Genomic DNA, 22,251 nt, shown 5'->3' on the forward strand with positions numbered 1-22,251 from the left:
CCTATGACCTTGGCATTCCGGTCGAGAAGATCCGCGAGGCCCTTGCCGGTTTCGGCGGCGTCAAGCGCCGCTTCACCAAGACCGGCGAGTGGAACGGCGCGCTGATCTTCGACGACTACGGCCACCATCCCGTGGAGATCGCCGCCGTGCTCAAGGCGGCGCGCGCCTCGACCAGGAGCAAGGTCATCGCCGTGGTGCAGCCGCATCGCTATACGCGCCTTTCCAGTCTGTTCGACGATTTTGCGGCTTGCTTCAACGATGCCGATACGGTGATCGTCGCCGACACCTACGCCGCCGGCGAGGCGCCGATTCCCGGTGCCGACCGGGATAGCCTCGTCTCGGGCATCAAGGCGCGCGGCCACCGCCATGCGCTGGCCCTGGAGGCTCCCGAGAAACTCGCGGGCATGGTGGCGGAGTTCGCGGGGCCGGGCGACTATGTCGTGCTGCTGGGCGCCGGCAACATCACGCAATGGGCCTATGCGCTGCCGGGCGAACTCGCCGGGCTGGGTGGCAAGCAGTGAGCTTCCCCGACATCACCCCCGACCTTCGCGCGGCCGCGCCCGAATTGCGCGGCCGTCTCCTGGCCAACCAGGAAATGGCAGGGCTGACCTGGTTCCGCGTCGGTGGCCCGGCGCAGGTGCTGTTCACGCCGGCTGACGAGCAGGACCTGGCCTATCTGTTGTCCAGGCTTCCGGCCGAGATTCCTGTCACGGTCGTCGGGCTCGGCTCGAACCTGATCGTGCGCGACGGTGGCATTCCCGGCGTCGTCATTCGACTCGGCGGCAAGGCGTTCGGCGAGATCTCGCTCGAAGACGGCAACCGGTTGCGCAGTGGCACGGCGGTGCCGGACGTCAAGGTGGCGCGGGCAGCCGCCGATGCCTCGCTCGACGGCCTCGCCTTCTATCGCGGCATCCCCGGTTGCATCGGCGGCGCGCTGCGAATGAATGCCGGTGCTCACGGCGGCGAGACCACCGATGTGCTCGTCTCGGCGCGTGGCGTGACCCGCAAGGGCGAGATCGTCACGCTCTCCCATGCGGAGATGGGCTTCACCTACCGCAATAGCGCGGCAGCGACGATGGACATCGTCTTCACGTCGGCCCTGTTCCAGGGGCGGCCAGGCGATCAGGCTGCGATCTTTGCGGAGATGGACCGGGTAACGGCGGCTCGCGAGGCCGCTCAACCGATCAAGGAGCGCACCGGTGGCTCGACCTTCAAGAACCCGCCCGGCGGCAAGGCCTGGCAACTGATCGACGCTGCCGGCTGCCGCGGATTGCGGGTCGGCGGTGCCCAGGTCTCCAAGATGCATTGCAACTTCCTGATCAATGCCGGCGGCGCGACGGCCGCCGATATCGAAGGTCTGGGCGAGGAGGTTCGCCGCCGGGTCAAGGAGACGTCGGGCTTCGAGCTGCACTGGGAGATCAAGCGGCTCGGCGTCGCGGTATAGGCCGCTGGGAAACGAATGGTCGCCAGCACCCGGCGTGGTCGCGCGATCAAGACGTCGCCATGGGGCGGCCCCGCGAAACCACTGACCGGTCAGCCATGTGTCGGCCTGCCCGAGTGCGATCGGGGGAGTGTGTAACGCAGTCCGCGCCTTCGCCCGGACTGCGCCTCGCCGCAGGATGTGTCGTGGGAGGCGATGTTTCGATCGCCTCGCCGCCGCTGCGTTAACGCGTCGTTAACCATGCTCCCCCGAGGGTCTCGGGGAAGCGGAGTAGCGATTCAATGACCAAACACGTCGCAGTCTTGATGGGCGGATGGTCCGTCGAGCGGGAGGTCAGCCTCAATACCGGCGACGGCTGCGCGAGGGCCTTGGAGAGCGTCGGCTACCGCGTGACGCGAATCGATGTGCAGCGCGATATTGCCGATGTGCTGGATCGGCTGCGCCCGGACGTCGCCTTCAACGCGCTTCATGGCCGCTTTGGCGAGGACGGCACCATCCAGGGCCTGCTCGAGATTCTGCGCATTCCCTACACCCATTCCGGAGTGCTCGCCTCGGCGCTCGCACTGCGCAAGGACAGGGCGAAGACGGTCGTTGCGGCTGCCGGGGTTCCGGTCGCGCGCGGCGTTACCCTGTCGCGCTTCGAGGCCGCCAAGACGCACCCTCTGCCGCCGCCCTATGTGCTCAAACCCGTCAATGAGGGGTCCTCGGTCGGGGTCATCATCGTGAAAAAGGGGCGCGAACATCCTCCGCAGGAAGTGGCGCGGGAGGACTGGCCGTGCGGGGACATGTTGCTGGCCGAGAGCTTCGTCGCCGGGCGGGAGCTGACCTGCGCGATCATGGGCGACAAATCCCTTGGTGTGACCGAGATCCGGGCCGCGACGGGCGAGTTCTACGACTACGATGCGAAATACACGAAAGGTGGTTCGATCCACATCTGCCCGGCTCAAATTTTACCAAAAATTTACCAGCAGATCGAAGAGTGTGCGTTAACGGCGCATCAAGCAATCGGGTGCCGGGGCGTCAGCCGTTCTGACTTCCGCTACGACGACGAGACCGACACTCTCGTCTGGCTGGAGGTCAATACGCAGCCCGGGATGACCGAAACCAGCCTGGTGCCCGAGTTGGCTGCCCACGCGGGCCTGAACTTCGGTGAGCTCGTCAAATGGATGGTGGAGGACGCCTCCCTCGATCGATGAAAGCGGCGGCGGTGCCTGCCCGACGTTCATCGATGCCGGCCGCAGGGCCGCAACTTCTGGTCGGCGAGCGTTCGCGTCGCTGGTTCCGGTCGTCGCGGCGCAGTGCGGTGGCCCTCCCGCTGTGGCAGCGCCTGCCGCAGCGGATCGGGACCTGGCTGGCTCTTGGGTTTCTTGGATTGAGTATCGGGACAGGCTTCGTGCAGGGCGGACATGTCGAAACGATGCAGGAGAACTACGGCGAGCCGCGCCATATGCTGGCGCGCCTGGTCGGGCTCGGCGTCGACAGGGTGACGATCTCTGGAATCTCGGAGCTGTCCGAGATCGAGGTCCTGATCGCTGCAGGAATCGATTCGAAGACCTCGGTCGCCTTCTTCGATGCGGACGAGGCGCGCCGTCGCCTCGAGGCGACGCCGCTGATTCGCCAGGCGACGGTTCGCAAGCTCTATCCCAGCGAGATCGCGATCACGCTGACGGAGCGTGAACCCTTCGCCCTCTGGCAGGTGAAGGGCGACCTTTTCCTGATCGCAGCCGATGGCACGGTCATCGACAAGATGGATGATGGCCGCTTCGCCCATCTGCCGCTCGTCGTCGGCCCCGACGCCAACACCCGCGCCCGCGAGTACGTCGCGCTGCTCGCCGACGCTGGACCGTTGGCGCCGCGCATCCGTGCAGCCAGCCTGATTGCCGGCCGGCGCTGGAACCTCAAGCTCGACAACGGCATGGATATCCGTCTGCCGGAGATCGCGCCGGGGGAGGCCGTCAAACGTCTCGCCGGCCTCGAAACGGATTTCAGGCTGCTGGACAAGGACCTGCTCGCCATCGACCTGCGCCAGCCCGATCGGGTGGTGATGCGGTTGACGGAAGAGGGGGCGGCGACCCGCGCCGAGCAGCTCAAGAGCAAGACCAAGAAGAAGGGAGGCGAGGCGTGAACTTCACCTCTCAGGGCCTGACACCACGGATGCGTCCGCTTTCGTCGCGCAAGAGCGCGACCTTGTCGATTCTGGACGTCGGAACGAGCAAGGTGGTCTGCCTGATCGCCGAGTTGAACCCGGCCGAGGCGAACGAGCGTCTGCGCGGGCGCACCCATGTCGCACGCATCATCGGCATCGGCCATCAGCGTTCGCTTGGCGTGAAGGGCGGCGCCATCATCGATCTCGAGAACGCCGAACGTGCGATCCGGGCCGCTGTCGATGCGGCCGAGCGCATGGCCAAGGTCGAGGTCCAGTCCGTCATCGTCAACCTGACCGGTGGGCGCATCGGCTCGCAGCATTATGCCGCCAGCGTCGACCTGCGCAGCGGCTCGGTCAGCGATTCCGATGTGAAGCGGGTTCTCGCGGTCGCCGCGACTCATGCGATCAAGCCCGGCAAGGCGGTGATGCACGCATTGCCGACCGGATATGCGCTCGACGGCGTGCCGGGCGTGCTTGATCCGCGCGGCCTCGTCGGMGGCAAGCTCTCCGTCGACATGCATGTCGTCGCCAGCGAGGCGGCTGCTGCCCGCAACGTCATGCTGGCGGTCGAGCGTTGCCATCTCGAGGTCGAGGCGGTCGTCGCGTCTCCCTATGCTTCCGGTCTCTCTGTTCTCGTCGACGACGAGGCCGAAATGGGCGTCGTCGTCGTCGACCTGGGCGGCGGCACCACCAGCCTCGGTGTTTTCTCGGGCGGCCATCTGGTCCATGCCGACGCCATTGCGGTCGGTGGCAATCACATCACCATGGACGTGGCGCGTGGGTTGTCGACCCGTGTCTCGGCCGCCGAGCGGCTGAAGACGCTGCACGGATCGGCGATCTCCAGCGCTTCGGACGAACGCGACATGATCTCAGTGCCGCAGGTCGACGATGACGAGCGCGACACCCCGAACCATCTGGCGAAATCGCATCTGATCCGCATCATCAAGCCGCGGGTCGAGGAAATCCTCGAGCTCGTGCGCGACCGGCTCAACGCTGCCGGCTTTTCGGCCCAGGCCGGCCGCCGCGTCGTGCTGACGGGCGGTGCCTGCCAGTTGACTGGTCTGCCGGAGACGGCGCGCCGGCTGCTCGGCGGCCAGGTCCGCACCGGCCGGCCGCTCGGGATCAAGGGCTTGCCGGAGGCTGGCAAGGGACCAGCCTTTGCGACCGCGGTCGGCCTGCTGGTCTACCCGCAGGTCGCCCATGTCGAACATTTCGAGCCTCGCGCGAGCGGCGCTTACTTCGCGACGGGGACGGACGGGTATTTCTCGCGTGTCGGGCGTTGGCTGAAAGACAGTTTCTAAGGGTATCGGGCCGGGCGGCGCGGCGCCGTTCCGACCCAAGAGTAAAATCGTAGCAATCGGGACGGCTCCCGCCAGGCGCCGGACAAGAAATCGAAAGAGGCAACCATGGCGATGAATCTGCAAGCCCCTGACATCCGGGAGCTAAAGCCCCGGATCACCGTGTTCGGTGTCGGCGGAGCCGGCGGCAACGCGGTCAACAACATGATCGAAGCCGGCCTCGATGGGGTCGATTTCGTCGTTGCCAATACCGATGCGCAGGCTCTGGCGCTCTCGCGTGCTTCGCGCATCGTGCAGATGGGCCTGCAGGTCACCGAAGGCCTCGGCGCCGGCTCGCAGCCGGAAGTCGGGCGTGCGGCGGCGGAAGAGGTGATCGACGAGATCCGTGATCACCTTGCCGGCGCACACATGGTCTTCATCACCGCCGGCATGGGCGGCGGCACCGGCACCGGTGCGGCCCCTGCGATCGCCCGCGTCGCCCGCGACATGGGTATACTGACTGTTGGCGTCGTCACGAAGCCGTTCCAGTTCGAGGGCCACCGCCGCATGCGCATGGCGGAGGCTGGCATCTCGGAGCTGAACGAGGCGGTCGATACGCTGATCGTCATCCCGAACCAGAACCTGTTCCGCGTCGCCAACGAGACCACCGGCTTCGCCGATGCCTTCGGCATGGCCGACCAGGTGCTCTATTCCGGCGTCGCCTGCATCACCGACCTGATGGTCCGCCCCGGCCTGATCAATCTCGACTTCGCCGACGTTCGCGCCGTGATGCGCGGCATGGGCAAGGCGATGATGGGCACCGGCGAGGCGCAGGGCGAGAAGCGTGCGCTGACCGCGGCCCAGGCTGCGATCAACAATCCGCTGCTCGACGATGTCTCGATGAAGGGCGCGCGTGGCCTGCTGATCTCGATCACCGGCGGGCGCGACATGAAGCTCTATGAGGTCGACGAAGCTGCCACCCGCATCCGCGAAGAGGTTGATTCAGAGGCCAATATCATCGTTGGCGCGACATTCGACGAATCGCTCGAGGGCGTCGTGCGCGTCTCCGTCGTGGCCACCGGCATCGACAAGCCGATCAGCACCCAGGCTGAAATGGATGATACCGAAGCCCGTATCGCCCAGGTTGCCGAGCGTCTGAAGGCCGAAGCGCGTCTGCGCAACACCGCAGCTGCACCGCGCGCCGCGGCTCCGATTCATGCCGAGCCGATGCTGGAGATGCGTGCGCCTGTGAATGTCGAGACCGTGCGCCAGGCGGCTCCGGTGCAGCCGAGCGTTGCGGAAGACATCCGCATCGAACCGGTGCAGCCGCGTCCGGTGATCGCGACCGCTCCGGTGAGCCAGCCGATGATGCATGAAGAGCCGATGATGCGTCACGAGGACAGCTTCATCGCCCCGGCCCCAGAGCGTGCGGTCGTCCGCCCGACGCGGATGCCGCGGATCGAGGACCTGCCGATGCCGGCGCAGAACCAGATCGCTGCGAGCCGCGGTGCGCAGTCTGTTCCGCAGCCTCCGGCCCAGGCCGACCAGAAGCGCATGTCGCTGATGCAGCGCCTCGCCTCGGTTGGTTTCGGTCGCAAGGATGAGGACGAGGCCCAGCCGCAGGCCCCGGTGCGCCACGCGCCGCCGCCGATGCAGCCCGCCGCTCCCGCGCCCAGCGCTGCCCATGCCGAATACATGCGCCGTCCGGCTCTGCCGGCCTCGCGCCCGGCGCAAGGCCAGCTCGACCAGCTTGGCCGTGCTGCGCCGAATCGCAGCAGCGAAGAGGATCAGCTGGAGATTCCCGCGTTCCTGCGCCGCCAGGCGAACTGAGCGCCACAGCGCCTGCGACAGTTGTAACAGAGCCCGGAGCGAACCCTCGCTCCGGGCTCTGTTTACGTTTGAAAAACCATATACTTCAATGGGATGGTTATTTTTTTCTGATTGAGTTCGCTTGTTACAGAGCGAAAGAAAGCGTGATTTTGTCGGCATCCACCTAAGGCGTATGTTGCGCTTGCCCCAAAGGGGGATGACGGCACCGGCAACCGCCAGGAGCCGCCCAACTTAAGGACCGCAGACGACCGTCAGGCAGCCCGTAGCGTTGTGCAGCCGAGATCGTTAGCGTTCGAGATTGGATACCGGAATGAATTTTGATCGGCAGACCACACTCCGCGCTCCCRTGTCCTTGAAGGGAATCGGTGTCCATTCCGGAGCTCCCGCCGGAATCTGCCTCAAGCCTTCCAACGCGAACTCCGGCATCGTCTTCCTCCGCAAGGAGTCCGAGGGCGGCCCCTCGCACCTGATCCATGCCCGCTACAACAAGGTGAGCGCTGCTGAGCTCTGCACCGTGATCGGCGATCGCGGTGTCGCCTCCGTCGCGACCATCGAGCACCTGATGTCGGCCTGCGCCGGCCTTGGGCTCGACAATGTCCTGATCGAGATCGACGGCCCCGAAATGCCGATCATGGACGGCAGCGCGGCGGAGTTCGTCACGGCGATCGAAGATGCCGGCATCGTCACGCTTGGTGCGAACCGCCGTTATCTCAAGGTCCTGCAGCCGGTCCGCGTCGAGAAGGGGCGCGGCTTCGCCGAGCTCGCGCCGTTCGACAGCGGCTTCCGCCTTGATGTCGAGATCGATTTTGACACCCCGGCGATCGGCCGTCAGCGCAAGATCTTCGACCTCGAGCCGGTCGCCTATGCCCGCGAGATTTCGCGTGCCCGCACCTTCGGTTTCATGCGCGAAGTCGAGCAGCTCTGGAAGGCGGGTTTCGCGCTCGGCGCCTCGCTCGATAACACCGTCGCGATCGGCGACGACAAGGTGGTCAACCCGGAAGGCCTGCGCTACGCGGACGAGTTCGTGCGCCACAAGGTGCTGGACGCGGTTGGCGATCTGGCGCTGGCCGGCTATCCGATTCTCGGCGAGTTTCGCTCCTATTGCGGCGGTCACCGCATGAATGTGACCGTTCTGGAAGCCTTGTTCGCGGATCGCGCGAATTACGCGATCGTCGAGGCCGAGCCGGTCTATGCGCACCGTGCCGTGCAGATGGCCGTTGCGGCCCCCGCGGCCTTCGCGCCCGATCTGCACTGAGCAGTCGAACAGTTTCGCGCGCGCCTTGCATTCGCCTGCTTTTTATCGAATGCAGCATGGGCCCCGCATGTTCGTAACCTGCCTTTCCCCGGTAGCGTGAGCGCTGCGTCTGAGGTAAAGGCATCCTTCGCCATCTTGCGGTGACGAGCGAAAGAGGACGGACGACGTGAGCGTCATGCGGCTGAATAACCCGACTTCCCAAAGCGCCCGACCGATGCGGATGGGCGTTGCCCTGACGCTCGGCGCCGCCTTGCTGCTCGGCGGCTGCGACACGATGTCGTCGCTCAATCCGTTCGACAAGCCTGAGGTCTACAAGCCGGAAATCATCGCGGATGTGCCGGCCGACAAGCTCTATAACGAAGGGCTGGCTCGCTCTCAGAACGGCGACAGCGAAGGCGCGGTCAAGAAGTTCGAAGAGATCGACAAGCAAGCGCCGTTCTCGCCCTACGCGAAAAAGGGCTTGATCATGGTTGCCTATACGAATTTCCAGGCAGCCAAGTACGAGGACGCGATCACGGCGTCCAAGCGCTTTCTGGCGCAGAACCCCGCCAGCCCCGATGCTGCCTATGCGCAGTACATCATGGCGATGTCCTATTATAACCAGATCCCGGACGCGACGCGCGACCAGGAGCGCACCGAGCGCGCGCTTGCCGCGATGCAGGAGCTGCTCGATCGCTATCCGAAGTCCGAGTATGTGATCGACACCCGCGAGAAGATGCTGGTTGCGCGCGATCAGCTCGCGGGCAAGGAGATGAATGTCGGGCGCTACTATCTCGAGAAGCGCAACTATACCGGTGCCGTGAACCGCTTCCGCGACGTCATCACCAAATACCAGACCACGCGCCATGTCGAGGAGGCGCTGATGCGCCTGACCGAGGCCTATATGGCGATGGGCATCACCAATGAGGCGCAGACTGCCGCTGCCGTGCTCGGGCATAACTTCCCCGACAGCCCCTGGTACAAGGACGCCTATACCTTGCTTCAGAGTGGCGGCCTCGAGCCCCGCGAGGATCGCGGCTCCTATATCAGCCGGTTGTTCAACGGCTTCACCCGTTCGGTCGTCGGCCTCGTCCGCTGAGGCCGGGCAGGTGCACGGCCGGGTGACGGACCGCATGCCACTCCCTTCAAACACGCGCTGAGCGTCATGCTGGCGCAGCTTTCGATCCGCGACATTGTCCTGATCGACCGGCTCGATCTGGCGTTTGGCGCCGGGCTGAGCGTGCTGACCGGTGAGACCGGTGCAGGCAAGTCGATCCTGCTCGACGGCTTTGCGCTGGCGCTCGGTGGTCGCGGCGACGGCGGGCTCGTGCGCCATGGCGAGACGCAAGGTCAGGTCAGTGCCGTCTTCGACCTGCCGCTCGCCCATCCGGCTCGCAAGCTGGCGCAGGCCCAGGAGATCGACACAGACGGTGATCTGATCCTGCGACGCGTGCAATATGCGGATGGCCGGACACGCGCCTTCGTCAATGACCAGCCGGTCAGCGTCCAGATCCTGCGACTGATCGGCAGCGCCATTGTCGAGATCCATGGTCAGCATGATGACCGGGCCCTGACCGATGCGGCCCAGCACCKCGCCATACTTGACGGTTTTGCCGGCCTCGAAGGACAGGCCGAGATCACGGCGACGGCCAGCGATGTGCTGAAGCGCGCGCGACAGGCGCTGCAGACGCAGCGCATCCGTGTCGAGGCCGCACGCAAGGAGGCCGATTTCCTGCGTCACGCGGTGGCCGAACTTGGCAAGCTTGCGCCGGAACCGGGCGAGGAAGATGCACTGGCCAGCCGGCGCCAGGGCATGATGCAGGCGGAAAAGGTGGCGCGGGATCTTTCCGATGCCTATGAGGCCGTCGGTGGCCAGGCTTCCCCTGTCCCCTCGCTTGCGGCGGTGCTCCGCCGGCTGGAGCGGCGGGCTGCGCAGGCACCAGAACTCGTCGATCCCTCGATGGCGGCGCTCAACACCGCGATCGTGGCGCTGGAAGAAGCGGGCGAAGCGCTCGCGGCGGCCATGCGTGCGGCGGAGTACGATCCGCGCGAGCAGGAGCGGGTCGAGGAACGGCTGTTCGCCTTGCGGGCAGCGGGCCGAAAGTTCGACGTTCCCGTCGAGGCACTTGCCGATCTTGCGGCCCGGATGAGTGCCGACCTTGCCGATCTCGATGAGAGCGAGAGCTCCTTGGCCCGGCTCGAAGCGGAGCTCGCTCGGGCGGAAGCCGATTATCTCGCCAGGGCGCGGGCGCTCTCCGCTGCCCGCGGCGAGGCTGCGCTGCGTCTCGACACTGCGGTCAAGGCAGAACTGCCGCCGCTGAAGCTCGAGCGTGCGCGATTTATCACCCATATCGATCGCGACGAGGATGCGCGTGGTCCGGAAGGGTTCGACCGCGTCGAATTCTGGGTCGAAACCAATCCCGGCACGCGGCCCGGCCCGATGATGAAGGTTGCGTCCGGGGGCGAGCTCTCGCGCTTCATGCTTGCCCTGAAGGTCGTGCTTGCCGAGCGCGGGTCGGCGCCGACCCTTGTCTTCGACGAAATCGATAGCGGAGTCGGGGGCGCGGTCGCGGATGCGATCGGGGAGCGTCTGGCGCGTCTGGCGCGACAGGTGCAGGTCATCTCGGTGACGCATGCGCCGCAGGTTGCGGCCAAGGCTGGACGTCATTTCCTGATCGCCAAATCGGCGCTGGACAATGACGCGGCCTCTCGCACCGTGACGCGCGTGACGCCGCTCGAGGACCGGACACGGCGCGAGGAGATCGCTCGCATGCTTGCCGGTGCCAGCATCACCGAGGAGGCGAGGGCTGCCGCCGCCCGTCTCCTTGAGGCTGCTGGCCTGCATGGCGCGGCGGCGCGCGCCTGACCACAGCGATCTGCATTCCCTTTCTGCGAATTCTGCTCTAAGAGCGGCACAGACTGGCTTATGGTGTTATGGCTGCGTTTCACGCGCCGCGATGCCTGCCTCACGATCTCCCGCGCCGCATCACGCCGCGCGCATGAACTCAAGGCCGATTAACGATGGCATTCCTTCCCACGAGCCCGCCGCTCGCGCGTGCGCTCGCCGAACGCAACTACAATGATCCGACGCCCGTCCAGAACGCCGTTCTGGAAGAGGCGGCGGCCGGACGCGACCTTCTGGTCTCGTCACAGACGGGCTCCGGCAAGACCGTCGCCTATGGGCTCGCCATCGGCGAGACCCTGCTGGAGGGCGCCGAGGTCCTGGGCCGTGCCGGGCAGCCCCTGGCGCTGATCATCGCGCCGACCCGCGAACTGGCATTGCAGGTCCAGCGCGAGCTCGCCTGGCTCTACAAGCATGCCGGCGCCCGGGTGATCTCCTGTGTCGGCGGCATGGATCCGCGCCGCGAGGCCGCCTTGCTGGACGAGGGCGCACATATCGTCGTCGGCACACCCGGCCGCCTGCGTGATCACATCGAGCGGCACAGGCTCGATGTCTCGGCGCTCCGAGCCGTCGTCCTCGACGAGGCCGACGAGATGCTCGATCTCGGTTTCCGCGACGATCTCGAGTTCATTCTGAAGACGACCCCAGCGGAACGCCGCAGCCTGCTCTTCTCCGCGACCTTGCCCAAGGCGATCATCGCGCTGGCGAGGAGCTATCAACGCGATGCCCTGCGCATCGAGGTGGCCGGCTCGGCAACCGGGCATGCCGACATCGAGTATCGCGCGATCCGTGTCTTCCCGAAGGAAGCCGAGCTCGCTGTCGTCAACCTGCTGCGCTTCCACGATTCGCCCTGCGCGCTGGTCTTCTGCAACACCCGCAATGCGGTCCGCCATCTCGAGGCGATCCTGCTGGAGCGCGGCTTTTCGGCCGTGGCGCTCTCAGGCGAGCTCAGCCAGAGCGAGCGCAATTCGGCGCTGCAGGCCCTGCGCGACGGGCGCGCCCGCGTCTGCGTCGCAACCGACGTGGCTGCGCGCGGCATCGACCTGCCGGGCCTGACCTTGGTCATCCACGCCGAGCTGCCGAACGATCCAGAGGTCATGCAGCACCGCAGCGGCCGGACGGGCCGTGCGGGCAAGAAGGGGACCAGCGTCCTGCTGGTGCCGCCCTCTCGGCGCCGCAAGGCCGACATGCTGCTCTCCGAGGCCAAGGTCGAAGCCGTCTGGGCCGGTGCCCCGACGCAGGAGGAAATCCGCGCGCTCGATCAGGAGCGGCTGCTGCAGGATCCGCTGCTTACCGGCGAGGCAAGCGAGGATGATGCCGGCATGGTCGAGGCCCTGCTTGCCGGTCGCTCGGCGCAGGAGATCGCGGCCGCCCTGGTCAGGGTCTATCGTTCGCGCCTGCCGGCGGCGGAGGAGGTCGGTGATCCCGGTTTCGGGCGCGACGAGCGCAGGCCGGTGCGCAGCACCGAGGATTACGCCCGTCCGCGCGAGCGTGACCGCGAGCAGGGGGAGAGGCCGCACAAGGCCGGGCCGCGTGGCGATACGGTCTGGTTCCGCCTGAATATCGGCCGCCGTGACGGCGCCGATCCCAGGCAGTTGCTGCCGATGCTCTGCCGTCGTGGCAAGATCACCCGTGACGAGGTCGGCGCCATCCGCATCTTCGACACGGAAACCAAGGTCGAGATCGATGCCGATGTCGCGGAACGCTTCGCGTCGCTGGCGAGCGCGACCGACCGGGACAAGATCGTGATCGAGCCCGTGACCGGCGAAGCCGAGCGGCGCCCGGCCAAACCCTTCGCGGAGAAGGCATCCCATACGCGTGCGCCGCGGGCCGATGATGAACGGGCGAGCGCGCCATTCCCTGGCAAAAAGAAGCCTTACGAAGGCAAGGGCAAGCCCTTCGGCGCCAAGGCGCATGGCGGCAAGCCTTATGACCCCGTCCGGCGCGATCGCGAGCCCGTCTATGACGAGAACGCTGTGCTGCGCCCCAGCGAGCGGCCCTTCGAGAAGAAGTCAGGTCCTTCGGACAAGCCCTTCGCCAAGGGCAAGCCCTTTGCCGGCGCCAAGCCCTTTTCCGCCAAGCCCAGCCATGGCGGTAAGAGCTTCGGCCATGGCAAGCCGGACGCCGGATTTGCAGGCGGTGAGCGCGGCAAGCCTGCCGGCAAGCCGTTCAAGAGCAAGAAGCCGCGTCGGGACGATCGCTGATCAGGGACGTCGTTCGCCAGCCCAGGCAACAGGGCTCGGGATCATTCAGAAACGCCCCCTCCCAGGCCGGGAGGGGGCGTTTCGCGTTTCGGTGACCAGTCCATCTTGAGCAGTTGGCAGGGAACTCTGCGTCATTTACGCGGCCGAGGCCGTGCGGAAGCAGCGCTCGCGAGCGGAGACGCGACGGCAAGGGGTGCGGCTGCCGCCAGGACTTGGCCTGAGCCGGCGGCGACCAAATGCTGAGGGCGATCCCGCCGAAAAGCGGCGCGGACGTCCGTAACGTTCGCCAACTTGCCGCGACTTGGCGCTCCTCGGGCCCGCGGTCAGCGCAAGCCCAGGAAGGACAGGATAGCGAGGACAACGACCACGAGGCCGACGATGTAAATGATGTTGTTCATGAGAAGCCCCCGGCTTTGATCGGGCTGCTGGCGCCCGCATGATTCAGCGTCACCATTCTGCTGTGACGAGAACTGAACCGGTGCGGCGCGCAAAGGTTCCCAAACGGTGTTGGCGGCAGGCGCGATGGAACCCCGAAGGTCGTGTAGGCTGGGCTGCTAAGCGATATCGCCGCCGGGCAGCGTTGAGAGGGAGCCGGATCGCTCCGACACCCTCTTCAGGCGAATTCATCTGCGTTCATCGGCAGATGGTGACCGGGCGAACGACCGGGCCAACGCCCGGAACGAAACCGCGACGGAACACCTTGTAGCAGCCGCCATAATAGGCGCTGGCGTAGACCGGGCGGTATCCCCAGCCTGGGCGGCCCCAGCCCCAGGGGCGGGGATGATGAAAACCGTGGCCGAAATGGCCGTGATGGCCAGGGCCGTGCCAGGCAGGCGCGGCTTGCGCGAAGGTGGCGGTGGCCAGCGAGCTGCCGATGAGGGCGCCGGCGCCGAGAACGAAGGCGGTGGCAAGGCCGGTGAGGATCGTGCGGGCGGTCATGAAATCTCTCCCTTGGCTCTGTGCGAGGCCGCGGGATGCAGCCTCATGACCTTTGGTCGCGCGAGACGCGAGACAGGTTCAAAGCTGCGGGAGATTTTCTGAGGGGCCCGGCGCAACCGGGCCGAACCGGCCCGGTTGCGGAAGACGGGCTATTTCTCCACGACCTTGCGATAGAGATGCCAGGTGGCGTGGCCGAGGATCGGCATGACCAGGACGAGGCCGACCAGCACCGGCAGGCAGCCTAGGATGAGCAGGCCGGTGACCATGAGGCCCCAGATCATCATGACGCGCGGATTGGCCTCAACCGCGGCAACCGAGGTGCGGATCGCCGTTGCCACATCGACATGCTTGTCGAGCACCAACGGAAAGGAGATCACGGTCATTGAAAAGGCGGCAATCGCGAAGAGCGCGCCGAGCGCGTTACCGACGATGATCATGGTCCAGCCGTTCGGTGTCGTCAGCACGTCGCCGAGGAAGTCGCCGATCGAGGTCACCGGCATGCCGCCAAGAAGCCAGCGATAGATCAGCCAGGCGGAGAGCAGCCAGGTGATGAAGAGCCCGGTCAGCAAGGCTCCGAGTGCTAGGATCGTCCCGATCGAGCGGGATTTCAGGATCGCGAAGGCGTGCGCCCATGAGGAGTTCATGCCGCGTTCCCGGCGTCGGCTGATCTCGTATAGGCCGATGGCCGCGAAGGGGCCGAGCAGGGCAAAGCCGGACAGCAGTGGGAACAGCAATGGGAAGATGTTGTAGCTCACGGTGAGCTGAGCGATGACGACGCCCGCGATCGGATAGATCAACGCGATGAAGACGAGATGGCTCGGCTGGGCCATGAAGTCCTCGTAACCGCGCCAGAGCGCGTCACGCAGATCGGCCGTGGTGATGGTGCGCACGCGCGGCTCAATGACGGGCTTGGCAGGCGCATTCGTCTTGCGGTCAGCATTGGAGATCATGCTGTCGAGATTGGCCATTGGCAGTCCTCCCGGTTCTGGCCCGGTGCGCAATGGCGGTCCTGACGCGATCCTTGGGTCAAGTCGCCGAAGGCGTCGAGCATCCAATTCCAGCAGCACCATTATACGCCTGATGACGGAATTTGTCGCAAGCCCGTGCGAACACGATGGTGAGACGCGCGCAGGCGATGGTCTTTCTCGACTCCAGCAACTCGCCTAAGACAACGGTCATGAGCGAAGCCGAACCCGTACCCGTCGAAGACCTCACGCCCCGCCAGGCGCGCGCCGAGCATAAGCTGCTGGCCACCGAGATCGCCGAGGCCGACCGCGCCTATTTCCAGGAGGATGCGCCCATCCTCGACGATTCCGTCTATGACGCGAAGCGTCGGCGGCTGGTTGCCCTGGAAGAGGTGTTCGCGGAACTGAAGGGCAATGAGGCGCTCAGCGACAAGGTTGGCGCCAGGCCGTCCTCGAAATTCGCCAAGATCCGCCACCGCGTGCCGATGCTCTCGCTCGCCAATGCGTTCTCGGATGAGGACGTCGCGGATTTCGCCGTGCGTATCCGCAGCTTCCTCGGGCGCAAGGACGATGCCGAGCTCGCCATCACGGCCGAACCCAAGATCGACGGGCTCTCGCTGTCGCTGCGATACGAGAAGGGAGAACTCGTTTCCGCGGCCACGCGTGGCGACGGGGAGGAGGGTGAGGATGTCACGCTCAATGCCCGCACCATCTCGGAGATCCCGCACGCGCTCGCGGGGGACGATGTGCCGGAGGTCGCGGAAGTCCGCGGCGAGGTCTATCTCGACCATGCCGATTTTGCGGCCATCAATGATCGCCAGCGCGAGAAGGGCGAGCGCGAATTCGCCAATCCGCGCAATGCTGCAGCCGGATCGCTGCGCCAGCTCGACGTCTCGATAACCGCCGCGCGACCGCTTCGTTTCTTTGCCTATGCCTGGGGCGAGATTTCGGAACTGCCAGCCGCGACCCAGTTCGGCGTGGTCGAAGCCTTCCGACGCTGGGGCTTCAAGACCAACCCGCTGATGCGCCGCTGCGAGCGTGTCAGCGAGCTCCTGGCGCATTACCGCGCGATCGAGGCCCAGCGCGCGACGCTGGGTTACGATATCGACGGCGTGGTCTACAAGGTCGACGATCTCGCGCTCCAGACCCGGCTCGGCTTCGTCGCGCGTGCGCCGCGTTGGGCGATCGCGCATAAATTCCCGGCGGAACTGGCGACCACCCTTCTCGAGGCGATCGACATCCAGGTCGGGCGCACCGGCGCGCTCAGCCCGGTTGCGCGGCTGCGCCCGGTCACAGTGGGTGGTGTCGTCGTCACCAACGCGACCCTGCATAACGAGGATTACATCCGGGGCTTCGATTCCAAGGGCCAGCCGATCCGCGACGGCGCCGATATCCGTGTCGGCGACACGGTGACGGTGAAGCGGGCCGGCGACGTGATCCCCCGCGTCGAATCCGTTGATCTCGGCAAACGGCCGGGTGATTCGCAGCCCTATGTCTTCCCGACGCTGTGTCCGGTCTGCGGCAGCCATGCGACGCGCGAAATCAACCCGCGCACTGGCAAGGAAGATGCGGTGCGCCGCTGTACCGGGGGGCTCATCTGCTCGGCGCAAGCTGTCGAGCGCCTGAAACATTTCGTCTCGCGCGACGCGCTCGATATCGACGGGCTCGGCGACAAGCAGATCGAGTTCTTCCATGCCGACCCCGACCTGCCGGTGCGGGAACCCGCCGATATCTACACGCTGGCGGTCCGCGATGCTGCCAATCTCAAGAAGCTGAAGGACAAGGAAGGCTTCGGCGCGCAAAGCGTGAAGAAGCTCTTTGATGCGATCGAGGACCGGCGCRCGCCACCGCTCAACCGCTTCGTCTTCGGACTTGGCATCCGCCATGTCGGTGAAACAACGGCGCGGTTGCTGGCGCGGCATTACGGATCATTCGAGGCCCTGCGCGAAGCAGCGACCGCTGCTGACCCGCAATCCCCCGAGCGGCAGGCGCTCGATGCCATCGACGGCATCGGCCCGACCGTCGTCGAGGCACTGGTCGAGTTCTTCGCCGAGGCCCATAATCAGGAAACGCTTGACCGGCTGCTGGCGCAGGTGACTCCGCAACCGCTGGAGGCGGTCGCTTCGACCAGTCCGGTCGCCGGCAAGATCGTCGTCTTTACCGGCGCGCTGGAGCAGATGACCCGTGACGAGGCCAAGGCCATGGCCGAGCGGCTGGGCGCCAAGGTCGCGGGTTCGGTCTCGTCGAAGACCGACCTGCTGGTCGCCGGGCCTGGAGCCGGCTCGAAGCTCAAGGACGCTGCGAAGCACGGGGTCAAGGTGATCGACGAGGCCGGCTGGTTCGAGCTGGTCGGCGGGTAGCACCAGCGGGAGCGGAGTTGCGCGATCCGATCGGGGCGAGCCACAGGCGCGGGTTCGGACTGGCGGGTGGCTTGCTCAGGGGCCTCCGAATTGCTGCGGCGGTGCAGAACTTGGCCGCGGGTTGCTATCGAACGCCGGCCCCCCTTCCGCGTCCGTCAGCCGGAAATGGCTGGGCGGCGCGCCTATGACGCGCTTGAAGGCACGGCTGAAGGCAGCCTCCGATTCATAGCCGAGCCGGCGCGCGACGATGGCGATCTTCATCCGGTCGCGGACGAGCCATTGCCGGGCCTGATGCATCCTGACCTGCACGACATAACGGGCGGGAGTCTCGCCGACGACGCTGGCGAAGCGCTCGGCGAAAGCGGAGCGCGAGGCATGCATGACCCCGGCAAGCGCCTCGACGGTCCAGTCCTCGCTGGGATTGAGATGGATCGCGGCCAGGACACGCCCGATATCGGGATCGCGCGCCGCGGCGACCCAGCCGGTCGAATCTCCGCAACCCCGCTCGACCCAAGAGCGGATCAGCGCAGCGGCGACGACGTCGGCCAGGCGGGTGAGGATGCTGCCGGCACCGACCCGGTCCAGCGCGAGCTCGCAGGCCATGGTCGTGAGCAGGGGCGGGATGCCCGGTTCGTTGGCGGCGAGCTCGTGCAGCCGCATCAGTTCCGGCATCATCCGCAACAGCGGGTGCAGGCCGTCGACATTGAAGCTCATGCTGCCGCTGAAGAACATGGTCTGTTCGCCGTCGCCGCCACCGCGCGCCTCGGCGATATCGCCGCAGACGGTCTGGAGCTGGCATTGTCCGAGCGGCTTGGTGCAGGCGCCGGGCGCGCTCGCCAAGGCGTGCTCGGCGCCGCGCGGCAGCAGCACGGCATCCCCCTGATCGAGGCGGATCCATTCGTTCTCCGGCGTTCGTAGCCAGCAGCCGCGCTCGGCGGCGAAGTGGAAGCGCGCTGCCTGCTGCGCCGGAAAGAGCAGGCCCCAAGGGGCGGTCATCTGGAAACGAGCGTAGTCGACGCCCTCCAGCCGCAGGCCCCGGAGCATTTCTGTCAGTGGATCGGTCATGGAATTCTGGACGAATGGTCAAGCATTCCGGATTTCCTAACATGGAAGCTCCAGATCGTCATCTCTACTTGTCGGGTCCGACGTCCTGGAGACCGCCATGTCCGATTCCCTTTCCGCTACCGCRGACCCGCAATTCATCCCTGCCGAGATCGAGGAACGCACCGAAGCGGCGTGGCCGGCGATCTTCTCGCTCACCATGGGCGTGTTCGGGCTGGTCACGGCCGAGTTCCTGCCCGCAAGCCTGCTGACGCCGATCGCTGCCGACCTGGGCATCAGCGACGGGGCGGCCGGGCAGGCCGTAACGGCGACCGCCGTCATCGGCGCGGTCGCCGGTGTCGCGACTGCGATTACGACGAAAAGTATCGACAGGCGCATCGTGATGTGGGCGCTGACGTCGCTGCTGGTGGTGTCGAGCCTGCTGGCTGCGGTCGCCACAGGGCTGACGACGCTTCTGTTCGCGCGCCTGCTGCTCGGCATCGGCCTCGGCGGCTTCTGGTCGATGGCGGCGGCGACCGCGATGCGGCTCGTCCCGGCAAGGCTGCTGCCGCGGGCGATGTCGATCATCTTCACCGGCGTCTCGGTCGCGACGGTCAGCGCCGCGCCGATCGGCGCCTATCTCGGTGAGGCGATCGGCTGGCGCGCCGTCTTTGTCATTTCGGCCGGCATCGGGGCGGTGACGCTGCTCGCCCAGGTGTTGACGTTGCCGAAGCTGCCGCCGCTGGCGGCGCCAAGCATCGGCACTCTCTTCGAGCTCCTGGGGCGGCCGAGCATCCGGCTCGTCCTGTTCGCGGTGCTGGTGATCATCTCCGGGCACTTCGCTGGATTTACCTATGTCCGTCCCTTCCTGGAGCAGGTGCCGCTTCTGAAGGTCGAGGCGATCTCGCTGGTTCTGCTAGCCTATGGCGTCGGCGGTTTCTTCGGCAATTTCGCCGGCGGTGCCGTGGTCGCACGCAGCGTCAAAGCCGCCGTCGTGCTGGGCTCGCTCGCGATTGGCCTGGCGGCGCTCACGCTGCTCCTCTTCGGGGCTTCGACCCTCGTGTCGGGGTTCGCAGTTGCACTCTGGGGCTTCGCCTTCGGCTTCCTGCCGGTCGGCATCCAGACCTGGACGGTGCGCGTCGCTGCCGATCAGGCYGAAGCCGCGGGCGGCCTTCTCGTCGCTGCCTTCCAGGTCGCGATTGCGGGCGGGGCGATCTTCGGCGGATTGCTGGTCGACCATCTCGGCGCGTTGGGCGCCGTCGGCTATCTCGCCACTGCGACGCTGCTCGGTGCTGCCCTCGTCCTCGGTCTGGGCCGCGAGCCACCGGCTGCCAGCGGCGCGGCGCCGGCCATGGCCGGCTGAGATCGGATGGCGACGGTCCGCGTGATCGTCGCCATCACTTTTCTTCAAGACATCAGGGCCGGTATTCGCTGTATCCTGCCGGCATGGAATTGATCAGCCAAGGCGAAGCGCTGCTGGACACTCCGCTGCTGGCGGGGGAGCATGCCCGCATCTTCACGGCCTCACGTTTTGCGGGGCTGGAATGCCTGTCGGCGAAGTTCCAAACGCATTCCTATGCCCCGCACGCGCACGAGACCTATGCGATCGGCACGATCGAAGCGGGCTGCGAGATCTGGCATGCACGGGGCCAGCGGCTTTATGCCCGTGCCGGCGACATGGTTTTCAACCATCCACTCGATGTCCATGACGGCCTGCCGCATGCCGGCGGCTATCGCTACCGGATGACCTATCCGACCGTCGGACTGATGCAGGAGGTTGCGGCCTCGCTGACCGGATTCGAGGTGCTTGGCACGCCGTTCTTCGCCGAACCCTGCGTTCACGACCCGGAGGCTGCGGCGCTGTTTTCTGCCGCGCACCGTCTGCTGGAGGAAAGCGGCGATGCCCTGGCGGGCGAAGAAGGGCTCTTGCGCGCCTACGCCTTTTGCCTGGCGCGCCATGCCGATCTTTCGGTGCGTCCGGTCGGGCGCGAGCGCGGGCCGATCGCCGAGGCCCGTGCGCTGCTCGAGCAGCGCTATGACGAGGACCTTTCGCTGGCCGAAATGGCGCGGCGTTGCGGCTTGCCACGACATCATCTGATCCGTGCCTTCCGTCGCGAGACCGGCCTGACGCCGCATGCCTATCTCGTCGACATCCGCGTCCGCCGGGCGCGGGATCGCCTGCGCCGCGGCGAGATGCCCGGCGACGTTGCGGCGGCGACCGGCTTTTGCGACCAGGCGCATCTGACTCGCGCCTTCAAGGCGCGGGTGGGCGTCACTCCGGGCGCCTTCCGCGCTGCCCATCTGGCCTGAAGGGCTGTTTGCATGTCCATCCTCGACGACGCCCGTCTGGGCTTCAGGGATATCTGGCCGGCCGCCCTGGCTGCGGTCCCGATCGGTCTGCTCTTTGGCGCGCTCGCGGCCGGCAAGGGCCTCTCGCCGCTGGAGGTCTTCGTCATGGGGGCGCTGGTCTTTGCCGGCGGGGCCCAGTTCGCTGCGGTCGAACTCTGGGCGAGCCCGGCGCCTGTCTTCGCCATCATCTTCTCGACCCTGCTGATCAATGCCCGCCACGTGCTGATGAGCGCGTCGATTGCACCAAAGCTTGGGCGTTTCAGCACGGCCCAGAAGCTGACGGGCCTGTACTACATGGCTGACGAGAACTGGGCGCTGGCGGAGAAGCGAGCCCGGGTGCGGCAGCTCACGCCGGCCTACTGGTTCGGCATGATCGTGCCCTTCGTCTCATGCTGGCTGACGACGACGACTGTGGGCGCAACGGTCGGTGCGGCAATAGGCGACCCGCGCAGGCTCGGAGCCGACTTTGCCTTCACCGCGCTGTTCATCGCGCTGGTCGCCTCGTTCTGGAAGGGCAGGGTTACGTTCTGGACGGTGGCGGCTGCCGGTATCGCATCGGCGCTGACCTACAAGTTCGTCGGGCCACCCTGGCATGTCGCGGCGGGGGCGCTGAGCGGTCTGCTGGCCGCCTGGCTGGCTGCGGGGACGGAGCCAGGCGTGGTTGCGGAGGGCGTGAAGTCGTGACACTCGACACGCTGAATCTCATCGCCATCCTGGGCATGGCGGCCGTCACCTATCTGACGCGGATCGCCGGACTGGCGCTGGCGGGGCGGCTCGATCTGTCGCCACGCGCGCAGGCAGCCTTCGACGCCATTCCGCCGGCCGTGCTGGTGGCGGTCATCGCGCCGAGTGCGCTGGCGACCGGCTGGCCGGAGACCGGAGCCGCACTCCTCGCCGCACTCGCTGCAACGCGGCTGCCGCTGCTGGCTGTCGTTGCCGTTGGGGTGCTGGCCGTGGTCGGGCTGAGGATGGTGATCTAAGGACATGACCTGAAGCCGCCGTCATGGTCGGGACGAGCCCGGCGATGGCGGCGGTGTCACTGCAGTGGTCGGCGTCTATAGCGGCCTGCAGGCGGCTTCCAGCCAGGCCCTCGCTTCGCCCTCCAATTGCGGGCTGAGCTTGGCCCAGACTTGCGCGTGATAGGCGTCGATCCAGGCGATCTCACCGGCATCGAGCAGCGAGCGCTCGATCAGCGCCCGTTCATAGGGGCACCAGGTGATGGTCTCGAAACCATAGATCGTGCGGTCGCCGCCGGGGATCTTCCGCTCCTCGACCACGATCAGGTTCTCGATGCGGATGCCGTACTCGCCCTGCTTGTAGTAGCCGGGCTCGTTGGAGAGGATCATGCCCGGCTCCAACGGCGTCGTGCCGAGCTTGGAGAGCCGCTGCGGCCCTTCATGCACCGAGAGATAGCTGCCGACGCCGTGGCCGGTGCCGTGATCGAAATCGAGACCGGCCTGCCAGAGCGGCAGGCGGGCCAGTGCGTCGAGCTGCGCACCCGACGTTCCTTTGACGAAGACCACGCGCGAGATCGCCAGATGGCCCTTGAGCACGCGTGTATAG

Annotated in this window: 19 protein-coding genes; 15 read left to right on the top strand and 4 right to left on the bottom strand. The window is 66.4% G+C overall.

Features of this window, described 5'->3' with window-relative positions; all coding sequences use genetic code 11:
* The 10 genes from AC1D34_RS15095 to AC1D34_RS15140 all read left to right on the top strand — a co-directional run.
* On the top strand, nucleotides 1–521 hold a 521-nt coding region (locus tag AC1D34_RS15095), incomplete at its 5' end, for a glutamate ligase domain-containing protein (RefSeq protein WP_476824637.1).
* The gene (murB, locus tag AC1D34_RS15100) at nucleotides 518–1,444 is read left to right on the top strand and encodes a UDP-N-acetylmuramate dehydrogenase (protein ID WP_476824638.1); all 927 of its coding nucleotides are present in this window, start codon (nucleotides 518–520) and stop codon (nucleotides 1,442–1,444) included. The genes AC1D34_RS15095 and murB, both read left to right, overlap by 4 nt.
* Nucleotides 1,445–1,722: 278 nt before the next feature.
* A complete protein-coding gene (locus AC1D34_RS15105; protein ID WP_441505337.1) occupies nucleotides 1,723–2,637 on the top strand; it encodes a D-alanine--D-alanine ligase in 915 nt (304 codons plus the stop codon).
* A complete protein-coding gene (locus AC1D34_RS15110; protein WP_441489311.1) occupies nucleotides 2,604–3,566 on the top strand; it encodes a cell division protein FtsQ/DivIB in 963 nt (320 codons plus the stop codon). Before AC1D34_RS15105 ends, AC1D34_RS15110 begins: the two co-directional genes overlap by 34 nt.
* A 29-nt stretch (nucleotides 3,567–3,595) precedes the next feature.
* Nucleotides 3,596–4,888: a cell division protein FtsA gene (gene ftsA / locus AC1D34_RS15115; RefSeq protein WP_069879824.1), complete on the top strand. Its 1,293-nt coding sequence runs from the start codon at nucleotides 3,596–3,598 to the stop codon at nucleotides 4,886–4,888.
* Nucleotides 4,889–4,993: 105 nt separating this feature from the next.
* Nucleotides 4,994–6,694 (top strand): cell division protein FtsZ, encoded by a 1,701-nt coding sequence (gene ftsZ, locus AC1D34_RS15120; RefSeq protein WP_476824639.1) that lies wholly within the window; start codon nucleotides 4,994–4,996, stop codon nucleotides 6,692–6,694.
* 310 nt (nucleotides 6,695–7,004) lie between these two features.
* Entirely contained in the window at nucleotides 7,005–7,949 is a 945-nt protein-coding gene (gene lpxC, locus AC1D34_RS15125; protein WP_476824640.1) for a UDP-3-O-acyl-N-acetylglucosamine deacetylase, read from the top strand.
* 175 nt (nucleotides 7,950–8,124) lie between these two features.
* Complete coding sequence (locus AC1D34_RS15130; protein ID WP_441505373.1) at nucleotides 8,125–9,027, top strand: outer membrane protein assembly factor BamD; 903 nt, start codon at nucleotides 8,125–8,127, stop codon at nucleotides 9,025–9,027.
* Between the two features lie 66 nt (nucleotides 9,028–9,093).
* On the top strand, nucleotides 9,094–10,794 hold the full coding sequence (recN, locus tag AC1D34_RS15135; RefSeq protein ID WP_476824641.1) for a DNA repair protein RecN: 1,701 nt from the start codon (nucleotides 9,094–9,096) through the stop codon (nucleotides 10,792–10,794).
* Nucleotides 10,795–10,949: 155 nt separating this feature from the next.
* Nucleotides 10,950–13,034 (top strand): DEAD/DEAH box helicase, encoded by a 2,085-nt coding sequence (locus AC1D34_RS15140; RefSeq protein ID WP_476824642.1) that lies wholly within the window; start codon nucleotides 10,950–10,952, stop codon nucleotides 13,032–13,034.
* A 633-nt stretch (nucleotides 13,035–13,667) separates the two neighbouring features.
* On the opposite strand, the gene AC1D34_RS15145 is transcribed toward AC1D34_RS15140, so the two are convergent.
* Nucleotides 13,668–13,973, bottom strand: coding sequence for a hypothetical protein (locus AC1D34_RS15145; protein ID WP_476824643.1), 306 nt, complete (start codon nucleotides 13,971–13,973; stop codon nucleotides 13,668–13,670).
* A gap of 149 nt (nucleotides 13,974–14,122) precedes the next feature.
* Entirely contained in the window at nucleotides 14,123–14,923 is an 801-nt protein-coding gene (locus tag AC1D34_RS15150; protein ID WP_441489646.1) for a DUF2189 domain-containing protein, read from the bottom strand.
* Between the two features lie 227 nt (nucleotides 14,924–15,150).
* Here AC1D34_RS15150 and ligA point away from each other — a divergent pair, with 227 nt between their 5' ends.
* Nucleotides 15,151–17,298 (top strand): NAD-dependent DNA ligase LigA, encoded by a 2,148-nt coding sequence (gene ligA, locus AC1D34_RS15155; protein WP_476824644.1) that lies wholly within the window; start codon nucleotides 15,151–15,153, stop codon nucleotides 17,296–17,298.
* A gap of 75 nt (nucleotides 17,299–17,373) precedes the next feature.
* Here the strand turns inward: ligA and AC1D34_RS15160 are convergent, their stop codons facing one another.
* On the bottom strand, nucleotides 17,374–18,363 hold the full coding sequence (locus AC1D34_RS15160) for an AraC family transcriptional regulator (RefSeq protein ID WP_476824645.1): 990 nt from the start codon (nucleotides 18,361–18,363) through the stop codon (nucleotides 17,374–17,376).
* A gap of 97 nt (nucleotides 18,364–18,460) precedes the next feature.
* Between AC1D34_RS15160 and AC1D34_RS15165 the strand changes: the two genes are divergently transcribed.
* The 4 genes from AC1D34_RS15165 to AC1D34_RS15180 all read left to right on the top strand — a co-directional run bounded on the left by AC1D34_RS15165 (nucleotide 18,461) and on the right by AC1D34_RS15180 (nucleotide 21,668).
* Nucleotides 18,461–19,702, top strand: coding sequence for an MFS transporter (locus AC1D34_RS15165; protein ID WP_476824646.1), 1,242 nt, complete (start codon nucleotides 18,461–18,463; stop codon nucleotides 19,700–19,702).
* Nucleotides 19,703–19,785: 83 nt separating this feature from the next.
* A complete protein-coding gene (locus tag AC1D34_RS15170) occupies nucleotides 19,786–20,649 on the top strand; it encodes an AraC family ligand binding domain-containing protein (RefSeq protein ID WP_476824647.1) in 864 nt (287 codons plus the stop codon).
* Nucleotides 20,650–20,661: 12 nt separating this feature from the next.
* Nucleotides 20,662–21,372, top strand: coding sequence for an AzlC family ABC transporter permease (locus AC1D34_RS15175; RefSeq protein ID WP_476824648.1), 711 nt, complete (start codon nucleotides 20,662–20,664; stop codon nucleotides 21,370–21,372).
* Nucleotides 21,369–21,668: an AzlD family protein gene (locus AC1D34_RS15180; RefSeq protein WP_441489298.1), complete on the top strand. Its 300-nt coding sequence runs from the start codon at nucleotides 21,369–21,371 to the stop codon at nucleotides 21,666–21,668. The genes AC1D34_RS15175 and AC1D34_RS15180 overlap by 4 nt, the downstream gene beginning before the upstream one ends.
* A gap of 75 nt (nucleotides 21,669–21,743) precedes the next feature.
* Here the strand turns inward: AC1D34_RS15180 and AC1D34_RS15185 are convergent.
* Nucleotides 21,744–22,251, bottom strand: a 508-nt coding sequence (locus tag AC1D34_RS15185; protein WP_476824649.1) for a M24 family metallopeptidase, incomplete at its 5' end; no start/stop codon positions are given.

Source organism: Allobosea sp. P1_A7 (assembly GCF_056406775.1).

Bases quoted from the DNA above. Each gene is read 5' to 3' on its own strand.
- AC1D34_RS15130 (WP_441505373.1), top strand. From the start codon at position 8,125: ATGCGGCTGAATAACCCGACTTCCCAAAGCGCCCGACCGATGCGGATG.
- AC1D34_RS15140 (WP_476824642.1), top strand. From the start codon at position 10,950: ATGGCATTCCTTCCCACGAGCCCGCCGCTCGCGCGTGCGCTCGCCGAA.
- ftsZ (WP_476824639.1), top strand. From the start codon at position 4,994: ATGGCGATGAATCTGCAAGCCCCTGACATCCGGGAGCTAAAGCCCCGG.
- AC1D34_RS15145 (WP_476824643.1), bottom strand. From the start codon at position 13,973: ATGACCGCCCGCACGATCCTCACCGGCCTTGCCACCGCCTTCGTTCTC.
- AC1D34_RS15150 (WP_441489646.1), bottom strand. From the start codon at position 14,923: ATGATCTCCAATGCTGACCGCAAGACGAATGCGCCTGCCAAGCCCGTC.
- AC1D34_RS15175 (WP_476824648.1), top strand. From the start codon at position 20,662: ATGTCCATCCTCGACGACGCCCGTCTGGGCTTCAGGGATATCTGGCCG.
- AC1D34_RS15160 (WP_476824645.1), bottom strand. From the start codon at position 18,363: ATGACCGATCCACTGACAGAAATGCTCCGGGGCCTGCGGCTGGAGGGC.
- AC1D34_RS15110 (WP_441489311.1), top strand. From the start codon at position 2,604: ATGGATGGTGGAGGACGCCTCCCTCGATCGATGAAAGCGGCGGCGGTG.
- AC1D34_RS15105 (WP_441505337.1), top strand. From the start codon at position 1,723: ATGACCAAACACGTCGCAGTCTTGATGGGCGGATGGTCCGTCGAGCGG.
- AC1D34_RS15170 (WP_476824647.1), top strand. From the start codon at position 19,786: ATGGAATTGATCAGCCAAGGCGAAGCGCTGCTGGACACTCCGCTGCTG.